Genomic DNA, 23,808 nt, shown 5'->3' with positions numbered 1-23,808 from the left:
GACGTTCTTCATTCACTGTTGATACCGTAACCAATGTGAAAATTCTACTAATCGAAGACGACCTGGATCTGGGCAATGGCGTGCGGATCGCCCTTGCAGATCAAGGATTTGATGTCATATGGGTTCGCCGCAAAGAGGATGCGCTGCATCAGCTTGATGCTTGCGTGCCAGAACTGATATTGCTCGACCTGGGACTGCCCGATGGCGATGGCATGGGCCTGATGACCTGCTTGCGGCAACAGTTCAAGGGGATCCCTGTCATCATCCTGACTGCTCGAGGCACGCTACAGGATCGCCTGTGCGGGCTGGATGCCGGTGCAGACGATTACCTTGTTAAACCTTTTATTCTTGCCGAGTTGTTGGCCAGGGTAAGAGCGCTTGCGCGACGCAGTTACGGTTTTCAGAATGAGGCGATAGAAATCAGGGGGTTATCTCTTCATGTGCCAACGCGTCGCGTGACGGTGAGTGCCCGTCACGTGGAGTTGACGGCAAGTGAATACGCGCTGCTTGAAACGTTAATGTTGCGCGCTGACCGCGTGCTTACACGACGATTTCTGGAAGAAAGAATCTTCGGCACCAAAGAAAATCTGAGTAATGCTCTCGACGTGCATATGGGGAATTTACGTCGAAAAATCGGGGACGGTTATGTGCGAACGGTGAGAGGGGTGGGGTATGTCATTGATACTGTACCGATCTACAAAGGCGGTGATTGATGCGAAATATCTGGCGCACCCTGAGACTCCCCACGCTCGTTCGGCGAATCATCATCGCCCAGATGCTGCTGCTTACCTTGCTGTGGTGTCTTTTTTTGACTTTTGTTTTGTGGGAGGACTTGCGTAGTCCCCCGATATTAACGGGCAGTAAGACCTACGAAACCCTTTTTACGCTGGTGGACAGTATGGACGATCGCCCGCAGGAACGCACCGATGTGCTGAACACGTTCAGTAAGGCGTTGCGGGAGGGATATGGCGGAGGTGAAGATCCTGAACTGTCAATCAGCCTCATTATTCGCAAACATAACGAGATAATTTATTCATCTGATGGCGCACCAACAGGAGTCGTAAACACCCAACTGGGGGAATTACAGCGCATTGAGAGTGAGGGGCGCACCTGGACCAGCCGTACGCTAAAATCCGGGAACTCCGATGTGGAGGTGACACTTGTGACGCCTGCCGGAGGCTGGAACTTCTTTATCTACCTGAACTCGCGTGGCTATTACATATTGCCGCTACTGGTATGCATTCCTTTTCTTTTATTTCCCGCGTGGCTGTCAATTCGTATTGCAATGCGACCCTGGAGCAAGGTCGTAAATGAAATATCCTTGCGAACGCCAGACGATCTCTCTCCATTAAAAGCCATGCCAAAACACAGGGAGCTTCGTCAAATGGTGGACGCGATAAACGTGTTTCTTGCCAGGGTGCGCGAAAGCGCGGAAAGGGAACGGATTTTCATTGCTGATGCCGCTCACGAGCTGCGTACTCCTCTGGCTGCAATGCGAATCAACGTGGAGGCGCTGCAGTCGTATGTAAGCAATGAAACTCAACAGGAATTACTGGCGGGGATTATTCGCAGCAACAGCCGGGCTGCCCGACTCGTCAATCAATTGTTGCTGATGATGCACAGTGAAGCACGTATTGATACCGTTATGCAGCCAGTGCCGCTGACGACGCTCATTCAGGAGCGAATGGCGGCACTGGAACCGCTGGCTACGGAGCGCAGGATAGAGCTTGAATTCGTCTCTGATGATGAAGTCTGGATCACAGGCATCAGGGAGCGCCTGATGTCGCTGATTGACAATTTGATTGAGAACGCAGTCAAGTACAGCCCTGAGGGCGGACGGGTTGAAGTAGAGCTACGATCGCGGGATAAATCCACGCAGCTTCGTGTCTCAGATGCCGGGCCCGGTATTCGGCCTGAATTGAGGGAGCGTGTGTTCGACCGATTTTTTCGCGACCCCAACCAGATGCAAAGCGGGAGTGGACTGGGGCTAGCAATCGTCAACGCGGTTGCACAGCAACACAACAGCAGCGTAGGCCTGTGTACGTCTGCAGAAGGCGGGCTGCTGGTCACTGTCGATTTCCCAACTCCGATAGCCGAAAATGCGTAGCAGAGGCCAGAAGCAGACATCTAAGAAAAATGACCTGGCGTTTGATTCGCAGAGAATAGGGGGACTCTGTTTGCATCAACGTTATTTTAAAGGCCTGTTTTATCGAGCCATCTGGACACACGCTGGGCCAGTTCATCCGGTTTTTCCAGAGGAATAAGATGTCCACAACCGTCAACATAATCCACACAGGTTCCGGTTAGCCTGGCGAGTTCTTCTGCCTCCTCTGTTGAACGCAGCCGATCATGTTTCGCTGCAATAACGTAGGTCGGGCATGAAATGGGTTTTAATGTTATTCGCTCGCGGTTTAGCCCTGACTGAACTCTGAATACATCGGCTCCCAGCCTTTTTCCCATATTACGGATTTTCTCAATAATGGCCGTATTACTGGCGAGATCAGCATGAAGTGATTTTCTAATGGCCGTTGTGCTCAGCCCACTAAATTCTCTGGAGGAATTGATATTCGCTGCAGCAACACGGGTATTTATCTGTTCTGCCGAATCCTCTCTGAGAGACGTGGCAATGAGGATCATCGCTGCTGTCCGTTCCGGAAAAGCCTCATAAATAGCTCTGGCAACATAACCACCTAGCGAAAAGCCGGCCAGCACAAAATGCTCCGGTAGTTTCTGGACTATGTCAGCGGCAATATCCTGGATTGTGGTTCCCTGGCTCAGGCTCGCAGGTATAAAGAGCCTGCTCTTGGGAAATGCGGTGATAAAATCGTCCCACAGTGTTTCATCAAGCATAAATCCCGGGATAAGTACCACAGGAAGGTTCTCTGCATTCATCGGCAAGTCCCATTTTCTGGCCGCAGTGCCATTGCCAGGGTTTCTGAATCTGTAAACATAGCCTATTGCAGTTGATGAAGACATTGTCGTCTCGTCGAGGTCTGCCGTTTGTTCGTAGCAGACCTTGCGGCGCTTAAGCCGAACCGGTTCGTGCCTGGGGTGATTTGGGGACTCACGGCGGCACTACTTTTTAGCCACAATCCGCATTTCCACCAGCGCATTTTCTGGAATGAACGCTGATACGCCTATGGCGGTCCATGCCGGATAGGGTGCCTTTACATATTCATCTTTCACCTTAGAAAAAACGTCTATATGTTTTTTTAGATCAATATGAAAAGTGGTCATCTCAAGAATATTTTCATACCCTAAGCCTGCGGCTTTCAAATAAACACCAAGCTTATAAAACGCATCATGGAATTGTTCTTCCGGATGCTGACTTATCGGTTTGTCCTTCCGTGCCGCGGTAACACCAGAGAGATACACCGTGCCATCTGCTGCGATGACGGGGGAGAAGTGCCAGTCATCGAAATAGTGTTGGAATTCTTCAGGGACTATCGATTTTTTCATGATTTTTTCTCAGGTTGACGCATGAGTACCTGCTGCGGGTAAACGGCACGCTGGGGAGGAACATGAGCAAGGATGTCCACGCCTCAGTTAGTTGATTGTCTGTTACGTTACTTGATAGACGCGCCGCTCGCAGCAGAAAATAAACCGGAGGCCTGCCGGATAAGCCGGATGCTTAGCGCGGCACCTGTGGCCAGGCATATCGCCATCGCCAAAAGGGCGACGATAAAGGCATGCGTAATATTTGCACCGCTTCTGCTGGTGTCCAGCATGCTGTAAAAAATGCCACCGATGACGGCGACGCTCAGCGCAGTGCTGATTTGGAGTGTCGAGCTGGTTACCCCGGCAATCATGCCTGAAAACGCCGGTGCAACGCGGCCTGTTACCATCCGGACCAGCGTCGGCATCGCCAGTCCCTGGCCGAGGCCGGTGATAAAAAGCAATACGGCGAGTGGCAGCATGGACGGTGCGCTACCCGTCATAGTATGGGCAATCAACCCTGCCAGGCCTGCTAACCCCAACGTCTCGCATCCCATCCCGATTGCGCTCAGGTAATTGCCGACAAAACATCTCAGATAAGGTGTTAGCAACGGACCGATCAGAAAACCCACGCCAAAAGGCAGAAAAAGCAGGCCCGCAGTCAGGGCGTTTAACTGCAACGCATCTTGTAGATAAACGGAGAACAAAAGAAAGAAGGCCCCGATAGAATAAAACAGCAAAACGATCGCCAGCCCCTGGCCCAGCCCCGGCGCGCGTAATACGACCGGATCAAGCAGAGGCGAACCGCCGTTCTGGCTAAGGCGACGCTCATAACGCCATAACAGCGACGCCAGCAGCGGGACAGCCAGAAATGACAGCCATGTCCACCAGGGCCATCCCGCTTCACGGCCTTCAATTAACGGCACAATCAGCGCACTCAACGTGGCGGTCGCCAGTAACATGCCGACCGGGTCCAGTCGTTGTGCGGATGGCGCACGCGTCTCTTTCAGCAGTGGCAACCCGAAGAGAATGACCAGCAGCGCCACCGGCAAGTTAACGAGAAAAATAGCGCGCCATCCCAGGTGAAACAGATCCGCTGAGATCAGGATACCGCCCACTACCTGCCCGATAACCGAGGCCAGGCCAAATACAGCGCCATAGATACTCAACGCGAACGGTTTTTCCGCTTCCGGAAAAATGGCCTGTACGGAAGCCAGTGCCTGAGGCGCCATAATCGCGGCCGTAGCACCCTGTAACACGCGTCCACTAATCAGTACCCATGGTGACCAGGCTAAACCGCACAGCAGCGATGCCGCCGCAAAACCGATAAGCCCTATAAAAAACATCTTCCCACGACCATAAATATCACCCAGACGACCGCCGGTAATTAAGGTCACGGCATACACGGCTGCATAGGACGAAATGACCAGCTGTTCAGCAGAGGAAGAGGCGCTCAGCTCGTCCTGAATAGCAGGCAGCGCAACATTGACGATAAAAAAATCGAGCGGGGGCAAAAATGCGCCAACCAGCAGGATGACAAACATTGCCCAGCGACGCGGCTCGGCTTGCGGGAGGATAGGGGTCGACATGGAACACTCCACAGGTACGGTTATGTGCAGAGATTGAGAGGCAAAGCGTTAGCGCATGCCACCAGAGGCAAGAATCACCTCACCGGTGATCCATCCCGCATCGTCTGATGCGAGAAATGAGACGATCGGCGCAACATCCTGCACCTGACCGATGCGGCCGAGTGGGGTCTGCTTTTCATTCCATGTCTGGAAGTCCGAGTTCATCGCGCCTGCACTATGACTGCCTTCCGTTTCGATAAGGCCAGGGTTGACCGCGTTGACGCGAATTCCCCGGGGGCCGAGTTCTCGTGACAGTACCCCGGTAATAGCATCGATCGCCCCTTTGGTGCCGCTGTAGATGGCACTCTCGGCGATAAAGACGCGGGTGACGAACGAACTGATGTTAATGATGCTGCTGCCTTTATTCAGATGCGGCGCAGCAGCGCCGGACATTAACAGCGGGCCCAGAACATTGATGTCGAATTGTCTGCGGTAGAGTGCCTCTGTGCTCTCTTCAATGCGGGCGAACTCATAGATGCCGGCGTTGTTCACCACAATGTCCAGCCGCCCGAAAATGTCGATGGCCGCGTTAACCAGCGCCTCAACCTCAGCCTGACGGGTGACATCCGCCGCGACCGCTACCGCCTGCCCACCGGCAGCCTGTATATCGGCAACGACGTGATCAGCACTACTTTTGCCTGACGCGTAATTGACAATGACCTTCGCGCCGTCAGCCGCCAGTTGACGGGCAATCCCGGCTCCGATGCCTTTGGAACCACCGGTTACAATCGCCACTTTGTCTTTTAATTTGTACATGTCATTCATTTCCTGACTGGGGGGGTGAGGACGCTATAGTGATATCGACAAAGTTGTTTTGGAACTGCCACTTTTGTATATTCAATGTTCATTTTTGTACGGTGAGACACTGGCATGGAATGGGGCGACGTCCGGGTATTTCTTGCAGTTATGCGTAAGGGCTCTTTCGGCGAGGCGGCACGAAGCCTGGGTGTGAGCCATCCGACGATTGGTCGCCGGATAAAGGCGCTTGAGGAAGAGGCGCAGCAAGCGCTATTTCGCCGGACACAGGAGGGTCTGGTTCTGACCGACGCTGGCGACAGGGTGCTGAAGCTGGCAGAAGCGATGGAAAACTCCGCGCTGGCGATGGAGCGGCGTCTCGCCGGTAATCACGAACGTCTTGAAGGGATATTGCGCATCTCTTCAGCAGAGTGGTTTGCCAACTATGTTCTCGCACCGGTCCTGGAGGAACTGACGCGCCGCCATCCGGCGATTGTGCCGGAGCTTATCGCAAGCTACCGCCTACTTAACCTGTCGCGGCGTGATGCCGACATTGCGTTTCGCATCGTTCCCTTTACCGAACCGGATATTGTCCAGCGCCGCCTGATGCGCATCCCCTATGCGCTATATGGAACGCCGGAAATCGCCGATATCGCCCGACACGATCCGGCCGCAGTGGGGCTTATTCTGATGAACACGGCACAATCCCACTTCTCTGACGTCGCCTGGCTGCTCGACAGGTTCCCCCAGTCACGACGTGTGTTCACCAGTACCAGCCGGGCCGTACAGGCACAGATGTGCCAGCGCGGAATGGGCATCGCCGTGTTACCGCGCCCGCTTGGTGATGCCATCACCGGCTTAGCGGCTATCAGCATGCCGGAGCCACCGCCGTCCAAAGATATATGGGTAGGGTATCACTCTGACCTCCGACATATGGATCGCCTGCGGGTTATGCTGGATATCGCCGATGCGATGCTTGCCGATCCCGCGGCGCCGTCAACGTGAGCGACGGTTTACGCAGCCATTAAGCGTTCACCTCAAAGCGTTCCCGGTAGAGAGAAACCAGCCAGTCTACAAAAATCCGGACACGGGGAGACAGCTGTCGGTGCTGTGGATAGATAGCCGAAAGTTGCATGGCCGGGCTTTTCCAGTCACTTAACACTTCCTGTAGCAGGCCATCCCGAAGGGCATCGTCCACATGATAACGTGGAAGCTGAACCAGCCCACATCCACGCAACGCGCAAATAACGTAATTTTCTGCGTCATTCACAGTCATCCAGCCTTTGGTCGGATAGCTTTTCTCTTTACCGTTAACAATGAGTTCCAGAGGGTAATTCTTACCCCGGCTGGTGGAAAAGAAATTGACGCTCTGGTGAGAAAGCAGATCGTCAGGGGTCATCGGTCGGCCGTGCTTACGAAGATAGTCCGGACTGGCGCAGATAACCTGAGGCATCTGGGCTAAAGGCCGGGCAATTAATGATGAATCAAAGAGCTTGCCCGCGCGTACGGCGCAGTCAACGCCTTCCCGAATCAGATCGACCAGACGATCCCCACTGCTGATAACCAGCCTGATGGCGGGATAGCGGGCGTGAAACTCGTCAATACGGGGCAGTACAATGCGGGTCGCATGGGCCCCGTGAAGATTCACGCGCAAAATCCCCTGTGGTCTTACGCCGGAATGACGCAGGGAAGACTCCGCATCGTCCAGTTCAGAAAGAATATGCACGCAGCGTTCATAAAATGCCTCGCCATCCAGCGAGGCCCGCACGTGTCTGGTCGTCCGCTCCAGCAGACGACACTCCAGGTTTTTCTCCAGGCTTTTTATTGCATTGCTGGCCGTCGCTCTGGGGATCCCTAGCTGGTCCGCGGCCTGACTGAAGCTTTGAAGCTCTACAATGCGGGTGAAGAGCAGCATGGTATCAAATTTATCCATCACGGATCCTGAAGGCGATTATTAACGATAATGGAATTATGTTATCAAATATCACCCATTTATCTCTCCCGCTAAAACATTAATATCTTCATTCAGACCCCCTTTCACTGAAACCGGAGAGAACGATGGACAAAGTCAATAAAACTGCCCTTGTTACGGGCGGTTCCCGTGGTATCGGCCGCGCCATTGCTGAGCGTCTCGCGCGGGACGGTTTTACCACTATCGTGAATTACGCAGGTAATGCCGAGGCGGCAGAGCAAACCGTGCAGAGCATCGTCGCTAAAGGTGGCCGTGCGACGGCGATTCAGGCTGATGTTGCCAGCGAAGCGGACGTCAGCCACTTGTTCCAGCAAGCGAAAGCGGTTACCGGCAGACTGGATGTGGTGGTGCACAGCGCGGGGATCATGCCAATGGCGAAGATTACCCCTGCCGGTCTTCACGATTTTGATCGTGTCATTCATACCAACCTGCGTGGCGCATTTCTGGTGCTGGCAAATGCTGCTGAAACCGTGAGTGAAGGCGGCAGAATCATTGCCCTTTCGACGAGCGTGATCGCCAAATCCTTCCCGGCTTATGGTCCCTATATCGCCTCAAAAGCAGGCGTGGAAGGGCTTGTACACGTGCTGGCAAACGAACTGCGGGGCAGAAATATCACCGTTAATGCCGTTGCTCCGGGCCCCACCGGGACTGAGCTCTTCTTTAACGGTAAGAGCGAAGAGCAGGTTGCGGCCGTTGCAAAACTGGCCCCGCTCGAGCGCATCGGTACCCCAGAAGAGATCGCCAGCGCAGTAGCGATGATCGCCGGTCCGGACGGGAGCTGGATCAACTCGCAGGTTATTCGTGTAAACGGTGGCTTCGCCTAATCCCCCCGACAGGCGGATGCATACGCTTCCGGGGTAAATGAGCGATGAGGCCTGCACGGTCATGCCGCGCAGGTAATAGTCAATATCGTCAATACACCTGCGGGAAACGTCCCTTCCGGGTTGATATTGATCCGACTGATGAGAGTGCGGCGGTGGTCAATGCCATTGCCGAGCGCATCCGCCAGCAATTTTTACAGCTGGCTTGCCGATAAGATATTTGGATTTAAAGAGTATGAAGAAAATGACCTCCCAGAACTTTTCCTGGGATGATTTGAAAACCGTTATGGCTGTAGGTGAGCACGGTAATCTGTCACGCGCCGCAGATGCTCTGGGCATCAATCATTCCACCTTGTTTCGTCGGTTGGGGGCCATTGAGACGTCGCTGGCATTAGCCCTCTTTCTGCGTCGCCGCACCCACTACGTTCCGACAAAAGCCGGAACCGCGCTGATCGCCCTGGGACACCGCATTGAAGAGGATATCCACTATGTTCTACAGAACATTGAAGAGGATGAATGCGGTTTTTCGGGGGAGATAAGGGTCACCACGTCGGATGCCCTTTTGCAGGATTACCTTAACCCGCTGATCGCGTCATTTAGCCGAATAAATCCCCACATTACCTTTCAGGTCTCGACAGGAAATGAATCCGTCAATTTGTTCGATGGCGGGGCGGATATCGCGTTTCGAGCCACCAGAGACATTCCGGAGCATCTTTCCGGCCGCAAGGTGGGATCGGCGTTCTGGGCAGTGTATGGTTTACGTGAACAATGGGAAAAAAAGCAAGTCAATGCTATGACGCTCACGGAGCATCGCTGGGTCTCCTTCCATTACGCAATGTCTAAGTTAAACGCCTTTCTGTGGATTGAAAAAAATATTCCCGAGAAAAATATCACCTTTCGCGGCGACTCCGTTCTCAGTGTTGCGTCGGCAATCTCAAGCGGGATTGGGATCGGTTTGTTACCCTGCATGCATGGCAATCAGATAGATAAACTGGCTCAGATTAGCCCCATCGTGGAGGGACTGGGTGAAGACATTTGGCTGCTCGCGCATCCTGATGTGAGGAAATCAGCAAAAATAAGGGAATTTATGAATCACTGTTCCCACTATTTAGCAGAAAACAGAAAGAGAATATTCGGACAGACATGTTAATTCCTTTTTTCATATAAAATTCATTAATATTTCACAGCGTTCATTTTTGCAATAAGCCCTTTGCAAAAATGAACGGACAAAAGAATATTTCGTTTTGTATAGTTTTCCCGAGTTCACGAATCAGGTCGTTAATACACTGATAAATTTAAACAAACATCGCGGAAATTATTATGACGATTAAAGCAACACCTGCAGCGGCCAGAAATCTGTTAAGCCCGGAAAACCATGCGCTGATCCTGCTGGATCACCAGAGCCAGATGGCGTTCAATGTGAAAAATATTGATATCGGCCTGCTGAGACAAAATACCGCAGTCCTCGCGGAAACAGGTAAGGGGTTTAATATTCCGACCCTTGTTTCGACGATTTCACGCCATGATTTTGCGGGCCCGGTATTTCCTGAAGTTTCAGCGGTATTCCCGGATGACGCGTCGTACGTTAACCGATCCACCTCCAACGCATGGGAAGATGGTAATTTTGTTGATGCCGTCAACAAACTGGAGCGCGACCGCCTGGTGTTTGCAGGTCTGTGGACCTCGGTCTGTCTGAATGGTCCGGTTCAGTCTGCCATTGAGCAAGGTTTTGACGTCTATATCGTCACAGACGCCAGCGGTGACATGAGTGCAGAAGCTCATGAACGCGCTGTACAACGCATGATTCAGACTGGCGCAAAGCCGATTACTGCCCTGACTTACCTGCTTGAACTGCAACGTGACTGGGCACGTCATGAAACCTACGAACTGACCACTTCGATCAGCCAGAAACATGGCGGAGCGTTCGGTATTGGCATCCAGTATTGTGCAGATATGGTTCACGCCTAAGATAACTCGCCATACGATTTTTTTTGCTGGGGGAGTGGAATGACCGTATGGCCGGTATGCGGGCAGGATGCAGTATTCCTGCCCGCATGTTTTTTCTGGGTACTGTTCACTTCTCTTCGTTCCCCCTCGCTCGCCGTTTCGGCTGCCTCTCTTACCCCGAATTCTTTTGAAAACCATTCCGAACAAACATGGCATCCAGCATTGAGTAAAAAATGAGTGATGAAATTGACACTCTACCTACCAACTGGTAGGTTGGTTTTCATTCGCTTTCCAGCCAACCGGATCCGGGCCTGAGAACGTTATTTTTTACCTATGCGATAAGTGAGATCGGTAATGGAGAAAAAGCATGAGTTAGCGGCAGGGCCATCCATTCAGGGAGATGGCATTGCGGAAACAACGACAGCGACCGAGGTTTTTTCCGGCCCTGGCATGAGTATCAACCTGCGTTTTTGCCTGATGAAAGAGGTTGCAGCGTATAAGGCGCAGCAGGGTCAGGCAATTGCCGACCCTGAACAGGAACGGGACGTGCTTGAAAGAGCCTTTGCTGTCGCCCACGCGTCAGGGCTGGAAAGAGAGAGCGTCAGGTCTTTCATTCAACTGCAGATGGACATTGCGAAGGCTATCCAGCATTTCCATTGTGCCGACTGGCTGATGGAAGAAGATACACCGAGGACACCGATGCCGCTCTCTGCGGTGAGAGCAAAAATTGCCCATGCCGATGAATCAACGCTTCGCAGTATCGCCCGGAAATTAAAAACGGAGGGCGGCTTTTCCGGAGCTGATAAAGCGGCATTCATGCGAGAAATTCAGCATGAAAAAATACGTGACAGAGATAAAGAGCGGCTCTGGGCTACAGTTAAAAAAATCCTGCTTCATTCATCCTGTGGCGCGTCTTAATGGGCGAGTTATCACGCCAGCAGCGAAAGACGTGCTTAATGTTTTCAGGAATACGTTCTCGCGTATTTGATTGTGTATTCACTGTGTGAGCAAAAATATGACGAACACTTCACTTTCCACCGGCCAAAAAATAGTCCGCCTGTGCCTGGTCGCGATTATTCCCCTTGTCTTGATAGCGCTGTTTCTCTGGTCAGGCGGCTGGCTGACGCCGAATCGTCTGACGTCTGACAAACTGGTTTCGGTATTGCAGAAATCGGGTGGGGAACATCCCGGTTTTCGCCGCAATCACGCGAAGGGCGTGTGCGTGGTGGGGGATTTTATCTCTAACGGCCAGGTCAGTTCGTTATCGCGAGCAGCGCTATTTGCCCCTGGCGAAACGCCAGTTACGGGCCGTTTCGCCATCGCAGGGGGTAACCCAAAAGCGCCGGATTATGCCGTTCCCGTGCGCAGCATGGCGCTGCAATTCAGGCAGAGCAACGGCGAGCAGTGGCGAACAGGCATGAACGCGATGCCACGCTTTCCGGTCTCTACCGTTGAAGACTTCTATGCGCTGCAAAACCTGACTCTGCCCGATCCGGCAACCGGTAAACCCAACCCCGATAAGCTTAAGGCGTTTGTGATCGCGCATCCTCAGATGCAACCCTACCTCGCCTGGGCAAAGCAGTATGTACCTTCATCCAGTTGGGCAAGCGATCGCTTTAATAGCCTGAATGCATTTCGCTTTATTGATAAAACGGGTAAAGAGCATCTGGTCCGCTGGAGTATGGTGCCGCATATTGGCTCTCAGCCGATGAGCGAGGCGGATAAAAATGATAAAGATTTTCTGCAACACGATCTTGAAGAGCGCCTGAAGCAAGGGCCGCTGAAATGGGATCTGATGATTACCGTCGCTAAACCGGGCGATCCGGGCAACGATGCAAGCCAGGTCTGGCCTGAAGATCGGCAAACCATCAATGCCGGCATGCTCGTGCTGACGCGTGCAACACCGCAGCAAAACGGTCCGTGCAATGACATCAACTACGATCCGCTGATTTTGCCCGATGGCATTGCCCCTTCGGACGATCCTTTACTCAATGCGCGCTCGGCGGCCTATGCCAAATCCTACAATGCGCGTACCCGTGAACAGTCCCGACAGTCAGGAGCTGGCTTATGAAACAGGTTGCTTATTTCCATCCGGCGTTGCGCATTCTGCACTGGTTCATGGCAGCGGCTATCGTGGCAATGTTGTTTATCGGCATCGCGATGGTTTCAACCATTTCGTCGAAACATGCCCTGCTGGTGGCGATCCACAAACCGCTGGGGCTGATGATTCTGGTTCTGGTGGTGGTCAGGCTATGGCTGAGGTTTTATACCTCCGTCCCTTCGCTACCGGCTTCCATACCGGCCTGGCAGCGCCTGATAGCGCATCTCTCACACTGGGCGTTATACATCATGATGTTCCTTCAGCCCCTGATTGGCTGGGCGATGCAGTCAGCGGCGGGGTACCCCATCACCCTCGGGGGCGGGGTTGTTTTGCCACCCATTGTTCCGGTGAATAACGACTGGTTTGCTATTCTGCGGCCTTTGCACTCTCTGGTTGCGCTGATGCTATTTGCTACCGTGATGCTGCATTTGGCGGCCGCGCTTTTTCATGCGTTAGTGCTGCGTGATGGCGTCTTTGACAGTATGGCGGGGACCGGCAGACGGCGGCAGTAAAGGCGGCCTGTCGGTAGGTTTTCGCTCTGCTCTCTGATATCTTATTGATCTGTATACTGACAATGGGTTACGGCTATGTCCACCGAACGTTCACAGAAAGCAAACGACATTATATTTTTCACCCGACAATTGCTTACCACCGGTGGCTACCGAAGCTTCAGTTTTGCCGACCTTTCTGAAAAGGTGAATATTCGCAAGGCGAGTATTCACCACCATTTTTCAAGCAAGGCGGAGCTGGTAAGGGTCGTCGTGAGCGAGTATCGCCAGGAGGCCCGCGCCGGAATGCAGGCATTAAGCCATCAACTAAATAATCCGGTTGCCGAACTTCAGGCCTATGCCGATTATTGGGCCAAATGCATCCAGGACGGTTCTGCGCCATTTTGTATCTGCGCGATGCTTGCCGCCGAACTGCCGACGTTGCCGCCCGAAGTCGCTTCGGAAGTGACGGGACATTTCGCCGATCTCTCTGGCTGGCTGACGGAGTTGCTTCAGAGAGGAGAAAGGGAAAAATGCTTTACTGTCCGGTCAACCCACGCCAGCGAGGCGGGGCAGTTAATGGCAACGGTACATGGTGCCATGTTAGCCGCACGCGCGTTTAACGACGCGAAAGTATTTCAGCAAATCGTCCAGCCGGTCATCGACAATATTCTTGTGTCGGATTGATCGCTCGATAGCACGACATTGCCCTTTTAACCTGCTTATAAGGGCGCAATGTGCATCTCTCCTGAGGGTATTCCGTACCAATAATTGACCACTCCGCACAAATTCTGACCGTTTAAGACGCAACGGGGGATTAGAAACGACAATTTTTTCAAATTCCGCCTTCGTCCAATTTTAATAACCTGCTCTGTCTCATATTATCATGGTGTAAAAGGGAGACAGGGACACGTCTGAAGGCTAATCTTTGTTAATGACGATACGGCAAGCAACAACGTCGGGATGGCTGTCATGGACCGTTAAACGAGAGTATAACGGGACCGTTTCGTCCTGGAGTCTTATCTGGTTGGCTGGTAACAATTTGTGTCAGAATAGACGACAAGACATACCTATTTCCTTAATGGAGTCATCGCGCATGAGAATGGCAATCACCCTACTTTTCTTGATTATTTCGACCTGTTCCTGGGGGAAGGAACTCCCTAAGCTTGAAGGGAAACCCGTGTTAACCATCTCCGGGAAAATCGAGAACAGTAATCAAAATGGCGCTGCAGTCTTTGATATCGCTGGCCTGGAAAAAATCGGCCTCGTTACCATGCGTACCCGTAACCCATGGTATAATGACCAGACAAGCTTTGAGGGTATTCCCATGAAAAAACTCATGGAACTGGTCGGCGCCAAAGGCACTGTTCTGAGTGTAACCGCGCTCAATGATTATACGACTGAAATTCCCATTGAAGACTTCACAAAATATAACGTGATCCTTGCAATAAAAATGAACGGCCAATATATGCGCGTTCGCGACAAGGGCCCTCTGTTTATTGTCTATCCTTATGAAAGTAACAAAGAGTTGGATAACCAGGTCTATTACTCGAGATCAGCATGGCAGATTAGCAAAATGGTCGTAGAGTAATAATCTGGAGAAATGCATGAACAGGATCCTGGTAGGCATTATATTTTTCCTATTCATTACAACCGGGTATATTTCATTTCTTTTGCATGAGCGGCAGGAGGATCTGCAAAAACTCAACCATTATAAAGACTCCTGGTCTGTCTCTCAGATGGTTTCAGAATACTACAGGCTGGAGTCGTGGATCAGCCGTTATTCTGACAATAATCCTGATATCACCATGGACGATCTCCGCATGCGGCTGGAGATCATGCTTAGCCAGCGTGAGTTACTGAAAGAAGGCGATTTAGGGAAATATGTAAAGTCGAATAAAAGCCATAATGCACTGGCAAAAAATCTGCATGAAACGCTTGATTATCTTGATCATCATCTGGAAGGGATGAGTCGCGCTCAACTTGCTGATTATCTTGAGAAAATGTATGCGCTTGATTCCTCCCTTAGCCAGTTTTCATCCAGTGCACTCTCCAATGATGTTAACTCCATCAACGAGACAAACCAGAATATACAAAAGCTGTATCGTATCTACTCAGGCCTTTCGGTTCTGCTGATTATTTTAAGTGCGATATTGGGTGTTTTAAATGTCTGCCAGAACAGGAAGATACTTAAAACTCACCGACAGGTTACCAGCCTGGCAAATGAACTTCAGAAATCGAAGGAAATACTCCAGCAACAGAATAAAAAACTGGCGTATGACGTTTACCATGACTCGTTGACGGGGCTTAAAAACAGGCTTTATTTCTGGGATGATCTTATTAATAATATCTCGATAGCGAGCCGCATACACAGGCCTGTCACGGTCATGTTGTTTGATCTCGATCGCTTTAAAGAAGTCAATGACAGCTTTGGTCACGATGCCGGCGATCTGTTATTGCGTGAGGTTGCGCACCGTTTATCCTCCATGAGCAACGAAACAAATACATTCTATCGCCTCGGGGGCGACGAGTTTGCATTATTGTCGCATGAGCTGACAGAAGAAAGTGCCGTTAATCTGGCAATGGAAATCTGTGAGTGCATTAAAAAGCCTTACATAATAGGTAACTCTAACGTCACCATTGGTACCTGCGTCGGTATTGTTGTTTCAGAATTAGAACGACGTTCAGATTACCTTTATAAGTTTGCCGATCTTGCTCTGTATGAAGCTAAACGTGCAGGCTTAAACATGATCAAAGTGTTTCGCCGCATCATGCTGCAAAAGCTCGAGGAAAGCAGAACCCTGGAGCGTGATTTATCAGTGGCAGTCGCAAATAAAGAGTTGGTCGTTTACTATCAGCCGATTGTTGATTCGTACACCACTGAAATATATGGCTATGAAGCCCTTCTGCGCTGGAATCATCCCGTTAAGGGCATCATTGCGCCGGATGATTTTATTTCGGTAGCAGAGAAAACGGGATTCATCCATGAGATAGGCAAAGCCGCGCTTGAAATCGCCTGCAAGGAAGCGACGACATGGAAGGTGCCAGCAAGGATCTCTGTCAACGTGTCTCCGGTGCAGTTAAGCAGTATGAATTTTGTCGATACAGTACGCGCAGTGCTGGCCGAAACGGGGTTGCCCGCTACCCGGCTTGAGCTGGAAGTGACGGAATCTTCGCTGTTTACCGACAGTGAAACCCCCATCGAAATCCTTATGGCGCTCAGAGTGCTGGGCATAAAAATCTCTATTGATGATTTCGGTACGGGCTATTCCTCCCTTTCAAGATTGATTCAGTTAGGCTTTGATAAAATAAAAATCGATAAATCTTTTGTGCGAACAATATCCACGGATGAAGAAACTCAGACCATCGCAAAATTAATGGTCGGCATGGCGAAATGCCTTGATATGGTAATTATTGCTGAAGGCGTTGAAACCAATGATCAACTGTTATGCCTTCAACGTTTGGGGTGTGATTTGGCACAAGGATATCTCTTTGGAAAGCCCGCGCCCTTTATCAGTCAATCAATCAAAGCGGGTGAAACACTTGTTTAATCCTGCGGTGACGCTCACTGGTCAACACGTGTGCCTGGCGCCTGGAAGAGAAGAGAGGGCGATATGCAGGCGCAACGGCTGATGGGGGAGGGGTATGAACCGTACGTTGAGCAACAGGGTGACAGACTGACCTACTCTTTGCCGGTCGATTCCGGATTTGTCAGTTTTAACTTCACGTTTGATCTTCGCCAGACCGATCTGGATGTCCTGCTGTCGAGCGATTACAGGCGAGCCGTCCTCGAGATCACGGCCCACACTTTGCTCCAGCATTCGACACTGAAGGGGAATGACCGTTTCACTCAGAAAGACTTCGACAACCTGGTCGCAGTCACACTCCACGCATCGCTGGCGCTTTTGCACATATTCATTTCGCGCGTGAGCCGTGAGCACAATATTGCCATTGACCATTATGTCGAAGAAATACTCCACCGACGAACACGCCGCGGCTGAACAGGCCCGAAGCCTGATCAATGTGTTCCTGATACTCCCCTCAACGCGAACATGACTGCCCCTCAACAGAAGCAGCCTGCATCTGCAATTTGCTGCAACACGGTCGCGTTATTCGGCAAAGTTCAACAGCGCGTTACCCTCCAGGCGATACCGTACCCATTCGTTTTGAGGTAATGCGCCAATGCTGAGGTAAAAATCAATTGCGGGCTGGTTCCAGTCCAGTACGCTCCATTCAAGGCGTCCGCAGCGCCGTTCCACGGCATATTGCGCAATTTTCTTCAGCATCGCTTTTCCCGCGCCCTTGCCGCGATAATCGGGGGAAATATACAAATCTTCCATATAAATACCGTTACGTCCAAGCCATGTGGAGTAGCTGGTGAAGAACACGGCGTATCCGGCGATTTTCCCTTCAATCTCGCAGATTAACGCTTCGGTATGGCTGCCGTCGCCAAAGAGTGTTTCGCGAATCTCATCCGGTGTGGTGACCACTTCTTGCGGGGCTTTTTCGTAAACCGCCAGCTCATAAATCATATCGTAAATAGCGGAGGCATCTTCCGGGCGGGCCTGGCGAAGGCTGATACTCATATGTTTTCCTGTCTTTTTTGCAAGGCATCGTTATTGATGGCATTAAGCATAGGGGGTATTGTCAGAAGAATTAAGTGCAATGAAATCACCCAATGATGAATATTATGCATCCAGCGCTGCGACGTCTTGATTTAAACCTGCTGCTCATTTTTGACGCCATTTATCGGCACTGTTCCGTTCGCCTCGCTGCGGATGAACTGGCGATGAGCACCTCTGCGTTGAGCCACGCACTGTCCCGACTGCGTATTGCGCTCAATGACCCGCTATTTTACCGGGAAGGACACCGGATGTGCCCAAGCGTGTATGCCACCCAGCTCGCGCCCTCTATTGCATCAGCACTGAAATTTCTCAATCAGGAGCTGACTGTACAACCGGCGTTCGTGGCTTGCGAAAGCACGGAGCGGATCCAGATTGCGATTACGGACTTTACCGCGTTGTGCATTTTCCCGACGTTGATGCAGAGGCTGCAGCAGGAAGCTCCTGGCTTGCGCTTTGATTTACGCTATTTGCCACACAGCCCGGCGCTGAACGAACTGTTGGCAGGAGAAGTGGATCTGGCGCTGGGATTCAGTACACCCGACGATATCCGTCACAATGAACTGGACGAGATAAACTGGTTTGAGGATGAGTATGTTGTCATCAGCAATACCCGCCGAACACAGCTGACGCTGGAAGATTATCTTGCTGCACGGCATCTGGTGATAACCCCCTGGAACGAAAAGCAGGGGGTACTGGATTTACGGCTTGAGCAGTTGGGGTATACGCGGCAGATAGCGCTTAAGACGCCATCCATGCTGAGTGCCCCGTTTATCGTTGCGGAAAGCGACCTGCTAATGGCCATTCCCCGTTTTGCTGCTGAGAAGCTGAAACATGCTGCCAGTATTCAGATTTTTTCATTGCCGTTCACCATAAGCCCGTTTGAAGTAAAGATTTACTCGCATAAACGCAGTGGCCAGAGAGGGGCAACCAAATGGCTGAAGACGACACTTCACATGCTGGCGGACGAGTTGCCGCAAAACATTTATGGCCATGAAACTGACAGTCGAATTTGAATGAGGGTAAATGCCATGCTTCTGGAACAGTTGAAAACGCTGGAACGCACGCTTCATGGCAGCAGACGCAACGATCGTGAATGGCTTGAACAGATACTTCACGACCAGTTCAGAGAAATAACACGATCAGGTGTGTTGATCGATCGTTCGCAGACAATAGAGGCACTTTCTGCCGAAGCAGTTATCCCGACCATTCTCAGCTGCGACTTTCAGCTCATCCAAATAAGAGAGGATGTCGCGATATTGCACTACAGGACATTCAATGCGAACGGCGCTCGCCAGACTTTGCGTTCTTCGTGTTGGGAGCGGGCCGGGAGCGGGCAATGGAAACGGGTATTCCATCAGGGGACACCTGATGCGGGGAGCGGATAAGGTCCCAGGAGCGCACCGCAGAAAACGATTTCTGAATCTCAAGTGGGGAGAGTTAAGCCAGCCGACGGGCTGGCCTGAAATAGCGGCATTGCTCCGCACTCATTTTAAGTTTATGGGGTCGCTTATCGCTCGTAGCAAACCTTGCGGCTCTTATGTCGGTCCGCTTTGTGCCAGAAGCGGGAGTTGTTATAAAGAGCAGGGGATTGAACGCAAGATCGTTTAGCTCATCTTACAGTAGTTCAACCACTTCAAATTCTTCTGTAATTAGCTCCATTTCTTCAGAGAAATACCCTTCGCGGGTGAAAAACCGCTGATGTTCCTTCTGCCAGTATTCAAGGCTTAAATCGCCTTCACCTTCTTTGCGGGCAAACTCCTCAGTAACATCACAAAAACGAACCAGTCGCATTGAAACCAGCCTGATTACGCAGACCGGGATGCTCTGGCCATCAAGGATAATGTTATAGCTCCCAATTTTCGGCGCAGGCTCTTCCTGCTGATAAGAGGCAAATGATCCGCAAGAGGCTGTTTTGATCCCTTTTTTAATCAGATCCGCAAGCTCACTGGCCAGTTCCGGGCTGTCACCCATTTGCCAGGCATTTGCACCTGGATACTTCACTTTCAATTCCTCAACAGCAGCCATGAATAGCCCTTCTTAATTGTCTATGAAAAATGTTACACGGGGGTGAGCATGAACTGTCCAGATATTAACAGCGATGTTTCCCACTGGTAATGTCGTCCACTTTTTGCTGCTGGAGACTTCACAACTCTTTTGTTAATCCGCCTGGTATCATGAGGCGTGCCCGATTCGTTAATCGTCATTTATATGACGAGCCGAAGTCCTTTTGAGACAATCTTTTTGAACTCCTCGCATTCGGAATGCACGCTTTTCGAACAGCAAGCAACATGCTTCAGTCCCTGGCTTAACAACTGGAGCCGGCGGATGGTACTGTCGATCTCCTTTGCTCGTTGAAGAAGCAGAACATTGTTGAGTATGAGTTTGTTGTCTTCACTGAACATGTCGGCAATCTCATCAAGACAAAAACCTGCTGCCTGTCCCAGAGCGATTAATTGCAATTTATTGACCACAATCTCGTTGTACTGCCTCCTAAGGCCATTACGACCAATAGGTTTAATAAGCCCTTTCTTTTCGTAATATCGCAACGCCGATGGTGTAACTCCCGTAAGGTTGGCGACTTCTCTGATATCCAGTTCTTTCATTGTTGACTTAAACCGCACTTTAAGTTGCACACTGATTATCAGCTTATCATTTCACTGAGAAAAGGAAGTGGACTTTGGATATTATTTTCAAAACGATTATCACGGGAATTGGCGCAACGCTGGTTATGGATTTGTGGTCACTTTTTCAGAAGTACATTCTGAAAATACCACCATTGAATTATGCTTTGGTTGGGCGCTGGGTTTTACTCCTCCCTAAGGGGAAATTCAGGCATCACACCATTCTTTCATCGCCGCAGATACATGGAGAGATGCTTACTGGCTGGATATTCCATTACCTCACCGGTATATTTTTTGCGTTTATCCCGTTTTCGCTTGACGGAAAGTTCTGGCTCCATGAACCCTCACTGTTAATTGGCGTGTTGACAGGCTTAATAACGTTAACTGCCCCGTTTTTGATGTTGCAACCCGCGTTTGGCTTTGGTATCGCGGCCTCACGTACACCTCATCCATGGCTTTCGCGTCTGTTAAGCCTGCTTACACACATTGTATTTGGTATTGGCTTATATGGCGTTGCCGCTGTTTTGGCGTCATTCTAAGAGCCTCATCAAGTCGTTCAGGCGTGAGACAGCTCGTGCTTCTTACCGGAACTACCCTCTGTCGAATTTCGCAATAATCGGCATTTTGAGAGCGCTTAAGAGGCGGGCATTGAAAAACTCCATGAGGTTATCAAAAGGGAGCCAGTAACTGCTTAATAACGATCTCGTCATCGCCAGAATGGGCAGTTGAAAATGTACTCGTGATGGCGGAATAATCTATCAATGTACATAACGAATTTAATGGAGTGAGGGTGCAGGGAGTGAGAGCGAATGAAATGGTAAGGAAATTTTTTATGCTGGCATTTGTTGCCAGTCTGGCAACGGGATGCACGCCATTAAAACCTTCCGGATGCCATAAAACCACTGCAAGGGCTAATTGCGGTTCTGGCTACTGGGACGATCAGGATGAATGGGGCGCGCAAGCGCGGGCGATCAGAGCAGCGATAAATGCAAAACTGGCTGACCCACAAAACTGGAAAGGGAAGAAGTGTCGATTACACATAGAGTTTGCTCAGAATGGTAAGGCTTTAAACATATCAACTAGCGACGGTAATAAAGCATATTGCGAAGCGGTAAAATCAGCAGCCCAGAAAGCCACCTTTCCAGCTTTTACTAATCAGGAAGTGTACCGCGATTTTCAAAAATCTCGCTTTGATTTGCGCGGTTAGTCATACCATGAACATCAGTAGGTCCGCTTTTCGCTCGTAGCGGACCTTACGGCTCAGTTAGGGGGGGCGCTTTGCTCTATTTCCGGAGTCAGGCTGTGCAGAAGCCGGGGACGGCGACCTTCTGGAACAGATGAGGGCTGGCTACGACGGATGAAGGATATGCTGGAAGTTTCGCGAGGAACTCGGGATCAGTGAAGGCCGCGCGAACCGCCTCGGTGGATTCCCACACTACATAGTTCAGGTAAGTCGGACTATCGCCGATCGCCCGATGTAATTGCATGGAAATGAAGCCCGGTTGCTTCGTTATGACCTCGGCAGCTGCCTTGAAAGCGTCCAGGAAGCCTGCTTCGTCGGCGGGATCCAAGACCGCGAAGAGATTGATTAGCACGAGAGGTGCGACCGCGACGCCTAGTTGGCGGTCAAACGGAAATTTCTCGTCCAGAGGTTTAAATGGTTTTATCGCGGCCATGGCGGCACTCCTGTCTACAGTAAATTGAACTGGATGAACGATGCTGCTTGCACTCAACTGAGCATCGACTGCTGAGCGAAGATACCCGCCATCGTGCCTTGCCATGCTGCCGTAGTGACCGAGGGGATACCGGGGTTGGCAAGGTCACCGGCGGCGTAGATGCCAGGCATGCTGGTTTCGCGGCGCTCGTCGGTCTTGAGGGCGATGCCGGTTGGCGTATTGACCGTGGCGAGGCCCAGTGCATCATGAAGGCTTGCGGACGGCCTGGTCCGCGGATGCGCGAACAGAATATCGACTGAAACATCGGGGCCGGATTCGATCCTGATGGTGGCACTATGGCTTCCGTGAGGTTCGATTTCAGTGATCCTGCCATCAATGAGAGGTACCTGGCGAGTGGCCAGATCGGCCCGTATGTCGAGACTGATGTCGTGACCGTTGCCAAAGACAGTCAATCTGTTTGTCCAGTCGTGGAAGAGCCTGACCTGATTGTGCGACTGTACGCCAGACCAGATGAGGCCCCAGTGCTGGTCGGCGACTTCAAAGCCGTCGCAATAGGGGCATGGTATGATGGATGTACCCCAGCTTTCGGCAAAGCCGGGAATATCAGGCATCTGGTCAGCGACGCCATAGCTCAGAATTAAGCGGCGCGCCCGCAGGCTTTCGTTATCGTCCGTGACGACGCAGAAATCGTCGATGGTGCCAGATACGCTTTCGGCGCGAGCGTTGACGAGCTTGATCGTTGGGTAGCGTGCCAGTTGCTGCCGCGCCTCGGCCAGGATGTCCTGTGGCGGCTTGTGATCGTGGCCGAGCACACCATGTGAACGGGCAGCAAAGCGATTACGTTGTCGGCCAGTGTCGAGGACCGTAACCTTGCGACGGGCACGGCCAAGCTGCAGGGCCGCGGCAAGACCGGCAAAGCTGCCTCCGATGATGATGACGTCATTCATGGTGATGAGTTCCGTGTTGAGGATGTAAGGAGATGTGCTAGCTCTGGCGCACCTTGCACATTTATGAAACTGCGTGGTATCGTAATTAAATAATTACGATACTGTCAAGGACTGTATTTATAGTGACCAATAAAAACAACCCGACCCGGCGGGGCAGGCCTGTCAACGAGGCGCTTGGCCAGACAATCGTCGAGGCCGCCTCCGAGCTATTCGTAGAATTGGGATTTCAGGCGACGACCCTGGACAAAGTCGCCCAGCGAGCGAAGATATCCAAACTCAGCATCTATCGGCACTTCGAGAACAAGGAGGCACTCTTCAGTGCGGCGATTGTGGCCGGTTGTCATCAGTTGTTTGCACCACAGTCCCTTCTTGAAGGCGTTGACGGTTCGGTTGAAGATCAACTGATGGCGGTGGGATCATTACTGCTGCGCACGTTGTTGAGGCCCGACGTGAGTAGTGTCGAAGCCATGGTCATGGCTGACAAGACGAATCAAAAGTCGTTAAGCAAACTCCATTATGAAGCTGGCCCCGCTCATGTCATCGCCCAAATCGAAGCTCTTTTACGGCAATTGCACCAGAAAGCGCTTCTGAACGTTCCCGATCCTCTTCAATCCGCTCGCTTGTTTGCCGCGCTTTTCAAAGGCTCTGACCTTCTGATTATCGCGCGCTTCGATGCGGCCAGAGCAGAGGACGACAACGAAATCGAATCATATTGTCGGTCGGCCGTCGCCATGTTTATCGCCGCGCACGGTGGCACCCAGGATGCGATATCGCAGCTGTGAACTTGCCCGATATTCCCGCTCCGTCCTGGT

Annotated in this window: 28 protein-coding genes; 18 read left to right on the top strand and 10 right to left on the bottom strand. The window is 51.4% G+C overall.

The genetic code is table 11. The features are described 5' to 3' along the window. Positions 1 to 35: 35 nt before the first annotated feature. Positions 36 to 713 carry a response regulator transcription factor gene (locus tag ACMVME_RS13245; RefSeq protein WP_020885069.1) on the top strand — a complete coding sequence of 226 codons (678 nt, stop codon included), beginning with the start codon at positions 36 to 38 and terminating at the stop codon, positions 711 to 713. Next, complete coding sequence (locus ACMVME_RS13240) at positions 713 to 2,107, top strand: sensor histidine kinase (RefSeq protein ID WP_068795127.1); 1,395 nt, start codon at positions 713 to 715, stop codon at positions 2,105 to 2,107. The genes ACMVME_RS13245 and ACMVME_RS13240 overlap by 1 nt, the downstream gene beginning before the upstream one ends. A gap of 86 nt (positions 2,108 to 2,193) precedes the next feature. Here the strand turns inward: ACMVME_RS13240 and ACMVME_RS13235 are convergent, their stop codons facing one another. From ACMVME_RS13235 to ACMVME_RS13220, 4 genes are all read right to left on the bottom strand, one after another. Then, complete coding sequence (locus tag ACMVME_RS13235; protein ID WP_081308101.1) at positions 2,194 to 2,976, bottom strand: alpha/beta fold hydrolase; 783 nt, start codon at positions 2,974 to 2,976, stop codon at positions 2,194 to 2,196. A gap of 99 nt (positions 2,977 to 3,075) precedes the next feature. Next, on the bottom strand, positions 3,076 to 3,459 hold the full coding sequence (locus ACMVME_RS13230; protein WP_044866535.1) for a RidA family protein: 384 nt from the start codon (positions 3,457 to 3,459) through the stop codon (positions 3,076 to 3,078). A 107-nt stretch (positions 3,460 to 3,566) separates the two neighbouring features. Further along, the gene (locus ACMVME_RS13225) at positions 3,567 to 5,024 is read right to left on the bottom strand and encodes an MFS transporter (RefSeq protein ID WP_044866534.1); all 1,458 of its coding nucleotides are present in this window, start codon (positions 5,022 to 5,024) and stop codon (positions 3,567 to 3,569) included. Between the two features lie 48 nt (positions 5,025 to 5,072). Continuing rightward, on the bottom strand, positions 5,073 to 5,819 hold the full coding sequence (locus ACMVME_RS13220; protein WP_020885064.1) for a glucose 1-dehydrogenase: 747 nt from the start codon (positions 5,817 to 5,819) through the stop codon (positions 5,073 to 5,075). A 114-nt stretch (positions 5,820 to 5,933) separates the two neighbouring features. On the opposite strand from ACMVME_RS13220, the gene ACMVME_RS13215 reads away from it, so the two are divergent. Further along, positions 5,934 to 6,803, top strand: a complete 870-nt coding sequence (locus ACMVME_RS13215) for a LysR family transcriptional regulator (protein ID WP_014169025.1) — start codon at positions 5,934 to 5,936, stop codon at positions 6,801 to 6,803. Positions 6,804 to 6,822: 19 nt separating this feature from the next. Here ACMVME_RS13215 and ACMVME_RS13210 read toward each other — a convergent pair whose 3' ends face one another. Then, entirely contained in the window at positions 6,823 to 7,731 is a 909-nt protein-coding gene (locus ACMVME_RS13210) for a LysR family transcriptional regulator (protein WP_020885062.1), read from the bottom strand. A gap of 125 nt (positions 7,732 to 7,856) precedes the next feature. Here ACMVME_RS13210 and ACMVME_RS13205 point away from each other — a divergent pair, with 125 nt between their 5' ends. The 10 genes from ACMVME_RS13205 to ACMVME_RS13160 all read left to right on the top strand — a co-directional run bounded on the left by ACMVME_RS13205 (position 7,857) and on the right by ACMVME_RS13160 (position 17,128). Beyond that, positions 7,857 to 8,594, top strand: coding sequence for an SDR family oxidoreductase (locus tag ACMVME_RS13205; RefSeq protein WP_014169027.1), 738 nt, complete (start codon positions 7,857 to 7,859; stop codon positions 8,592 to 8,594). Positions 8,595 to 8,826: 232 nt separating this feature from the next. Next, positions 8,827 to 9,741 carry a LysR family transcriptional regulator gene (locus tag ACMVME_RS13200; RefSeq protein ID WP_068795125.1) on the top strand — a complete coding sequence of 305 codons (915 nt, stop codon included), beginning with the start codon at positions 8,827 to 8,829 and terminating at the stop codon, positions 9,739 to 9,741. 170 nt (positions 9,742 to 9,911) lie between these two features. Next, complete coding sequence (locus tag ACMVME_RS13195) at positions 9,912 to 10,559, top strand: isochorismatase family protein (protein WP_068795124.1); 648 nt, start codon at positions 9,912 to 9,914, stop codon at positions 10,557 to 10,559. 333 nt (positions 10,560 to 10,892) lie between these two features. Then, positions 10,893 to 11,456: a gamma subclass chorismate mutase AroQ gene (aroQ, locus tag ACMVME_RS13190; protein ID WP_020885058.1), complete on the top strand. Its 564-nt coding sequence runs from the start codon at positions 10,893 to 10,895 to the stop codon at positions 11,454 to 11,456. 97 nt (positions 11,457 to 11,553) lie between these two features. Next, positions 11,554 to 12,609, top strand: a complete 1,056-nt coding sequence (locus ACMVME_RS13185; protein ID WP_044866537.1) for a catalase family peroxidase — start codon at positions 11,554 to 11,556, stop codon at positions 12,607 to 12,609. Next, a complete protein-coding gene (locus tag ACMVME_RS13180) occupies positions 12,606 to 13,151 on the top strand; it encodes a cytochrome b (RefSeq protein WP_020885056.1) in 546 nt (181 codons plus the stop codon). Before ACMVME_RS13185 ends, ACMVME_RS13180 begins: the two co-directional genes overlap by 4 nt. A gap of 75 nt (positions 13,152 to 13,226) precedes the next feature. Continuing rightward, positions 13,227 to 13,814 carry a TetR/AcrR family transcriptional regulator gene (locus ACMVME_RS13175; RefSeq protein ID WP_014169035.1) on the top strand — a complete coding sequence of 196 codons (588 nt, stop codon included), beginning with the start codon at positions 13,227 to 13,229 and terminating at the stop codon, positions 13,812 to 13,814. 409 nt (positions 13,815 to 14,223) lie between these two features. Further along, positions 14,224 to 14,718, top strand: coding sequence for a molybdopterin-dependent oxidoreductase (locus ACMVME_RS13170; protein ID WP_020885054.1), 495 nt, complete (start codon positions 14,224 to 14,226; stop codon positions 14,716 to 14,718). 16 nt (positions 14,719 to 14,734) lie between these two features. Beyond that, the gene (locus tag ACMVME_RS13165) at positions 14,735 to 16,678 is read left to right on the top strand and encodes a putative bifunctional diguanylate cyclase/phosphodiesterase (protein ID WP_032677628.1); all 1,944 of its coding nucleotides are present in this window, start codon (positions 14,735 to 14,737) and stop codon (positions 16,676 to 16,678) included. Positions 16,679 to 16,741: 63 nt separating this feature from the next. Next, entirely contained in the window at positions 16,742 to 17,128 is a 387-nt protein-coding gene (locus ACMVME_RS13160; RefSeq protein ID WP_040016881.1) for a hypothetical protein, read from the top strand. Positions 17,129 to 17,236: 108 nt separating this feature from the next. On the opposite strand, the gene ACMVME_RS13155 is transcribed toward ACMVME_RS13160, so the two are convergent. Then, complete coding sequence (locus ACMVME_RS13155) at positions 17,237 to 17,713, bottom strand: GNAT family N-acetyltransferase (RefSeq protein WP_014169039.1); 477 nt, start codon at positions 17,711 to 17,713, stop codon at positions 17,237 to 17,239. A 92-nt stretch (positions 17,714 to 17,805) separates the two neighbouring features. Between ACMVME_RS13155 and ACMVME_RS13150 the strand changes: the two genes are divergently transcribed. Together ACMVME_RS13150 and ACMVME_RS13145 are read left to right on the top strand one after the other, a co-directional pair. Continuing rightward, complete coding sequence (locus ACMVME_RS13150) at positions 17,806 to 18,765, top strand: LysR family transcriptional regulator (protein ID WP_020885050.1); 960 nt, start codon at positions 17,806 to 17,808, stop codon at positions 18,763 to 18,765. A gap of 15 nt (positions 18,766 to 18,780) precedes the next feature. Next, positions 18,781 to 19,137, top strand: coding sequence for a DUF4440 domain-containing protein (locus ACMVME_RS13145; protein ID WP_044867789.1), 357 nt, complete (start codon positions 18,781 to 18,783; stop codon positions 19,135 to 19,137). A 229-nt stretch (positions 19,138 to 19,366) separates the two neighbouring features. Here ACMVME_RS13145 and ACMVME_RS13140 read toward each other — a convergent pair whose 3' ends face one another. Next, positions 19,367 to 19,777: an ASCH domain-containing protein gene (locus ACMVME_RS13140; RefSeq protein ID WP_025204715.1), complete on the bottom strand. Its 411-nt coding sequence runs from the start codon at positions 19,775 to 19,777 to the stop codon at positions 19,367 to 19,369. 179 nt (positions 19,778 to 19,956) lie between these two features. Next, entirely contained in the window at positions 19,957 to 20,355 is a 399-nt protein-coding gene (locus ACMVME_RS13135) for a MerR family transcriptional regulator (RefSeq protein WP_047956205.1), read from the bottom strand. An 80-nt stretch (positions 20,356 to 20,435) separates the two neighbouring features. On the opposite strand from ACMVME_RS13135, the gene ACMVME_RS13130 reads away from it, so the two are divergent. Together ACMVME_RS13130 and ACMVME_RS13125 are read left to right on the top strand one after the other, a co-directional pair. Then, positions 20,436 to 20,912, top strand: coding sequence for a DUF2938 domain-containing protein (locus ACMVME_RS13130; protein WP_074439254.1), 477 nt, complete (start codon positions 20,436 to 20,438; stop codon positions 20,910 to 20,912). 293 nt (positions 20,913 to 21,205) lie between these two features. After that, positions 21,206 to 21,580 (top strand): cell envelope integrity TolA C-terminal domain-containing protein, encoded by a 375-nt coding sequence (locus ACMVME_RS13125; protein ID WP_032681460.1) that lies wholly within the window; start codon positions 21,206 to 21,208, stop codon positions 21,578 to 21,580. A gap of 88 nt (positions 21,581 to 21,668) precedes the next feature. Here ACMVME_RS13125 and ACMVME_RS13120 read toward each other — a convergent pair whose 3' ends face one another. Both ACMVME_RS13120 and ACMVME_RS13115 read right to left on the bottom strand, forming a co-directional pair. Further along, complete coding sequence (locus tag ACMVME_RS13120; protein WP_047626262.1) at positions 21,669 to 22,049, bottom strand: antibiotic biosynthesis monooxygenase family protein; 381 nt, start codon at positions 22,047 to 22,049, stop codon at positions 21,669 to 21,671. A gap of 53 nt (positions 22,050 to 22,102) precedes the next feature. Then, positions 22,103 to 22,996 (bottom strand): NAD(P)/FAD-dependent oxidoreductase, encoded by an 894-nt coding sequence (locus tag ACMVME_RS13115; RefSeq protein WP_032681458.1) that lies wholly within the window; start codon positions 22,994 to 22,996, stop codon positions 22,103 to 22,105. A gap of 122 nt (positions 22,997 to 23,118) precedes the next feature. Between ACMVME_RS13115 and ACMVME_RS13110 the strand changes: the two genes are divergently transcribed. Continuing rightward, positions 23,119 to 23,778 (top strand): TetR/AcrR family transcriptional regulator, encoded by a 660-nt coding sequence (locus ACMVME_RS13110; protein WP_193163125.1) that lies wholly within the window; start codon positions 23,119 to 23,121, stop codon positions 23,776 to 23,778. The last annotated feature ends 30 nt before the right edge of the window (positions 23,779 to 23,808 follow it).

The sequence above is a fragment of the Enterobacter cloacae complex sp. 2024EL-00711 genome, from assembly GCF_047529885.1.
In the GTDB taxonomy this organism is placed as follows: Bacteria; Pseudomonadota; Gammaproteobacteria; order Enterobacterales; family Enterobacteriaceae; genus Enterobacter; species Enterobacter ludwigii.
This window is presented reverse-complemented; position numbering and strand designations above follow the sequence as displayed.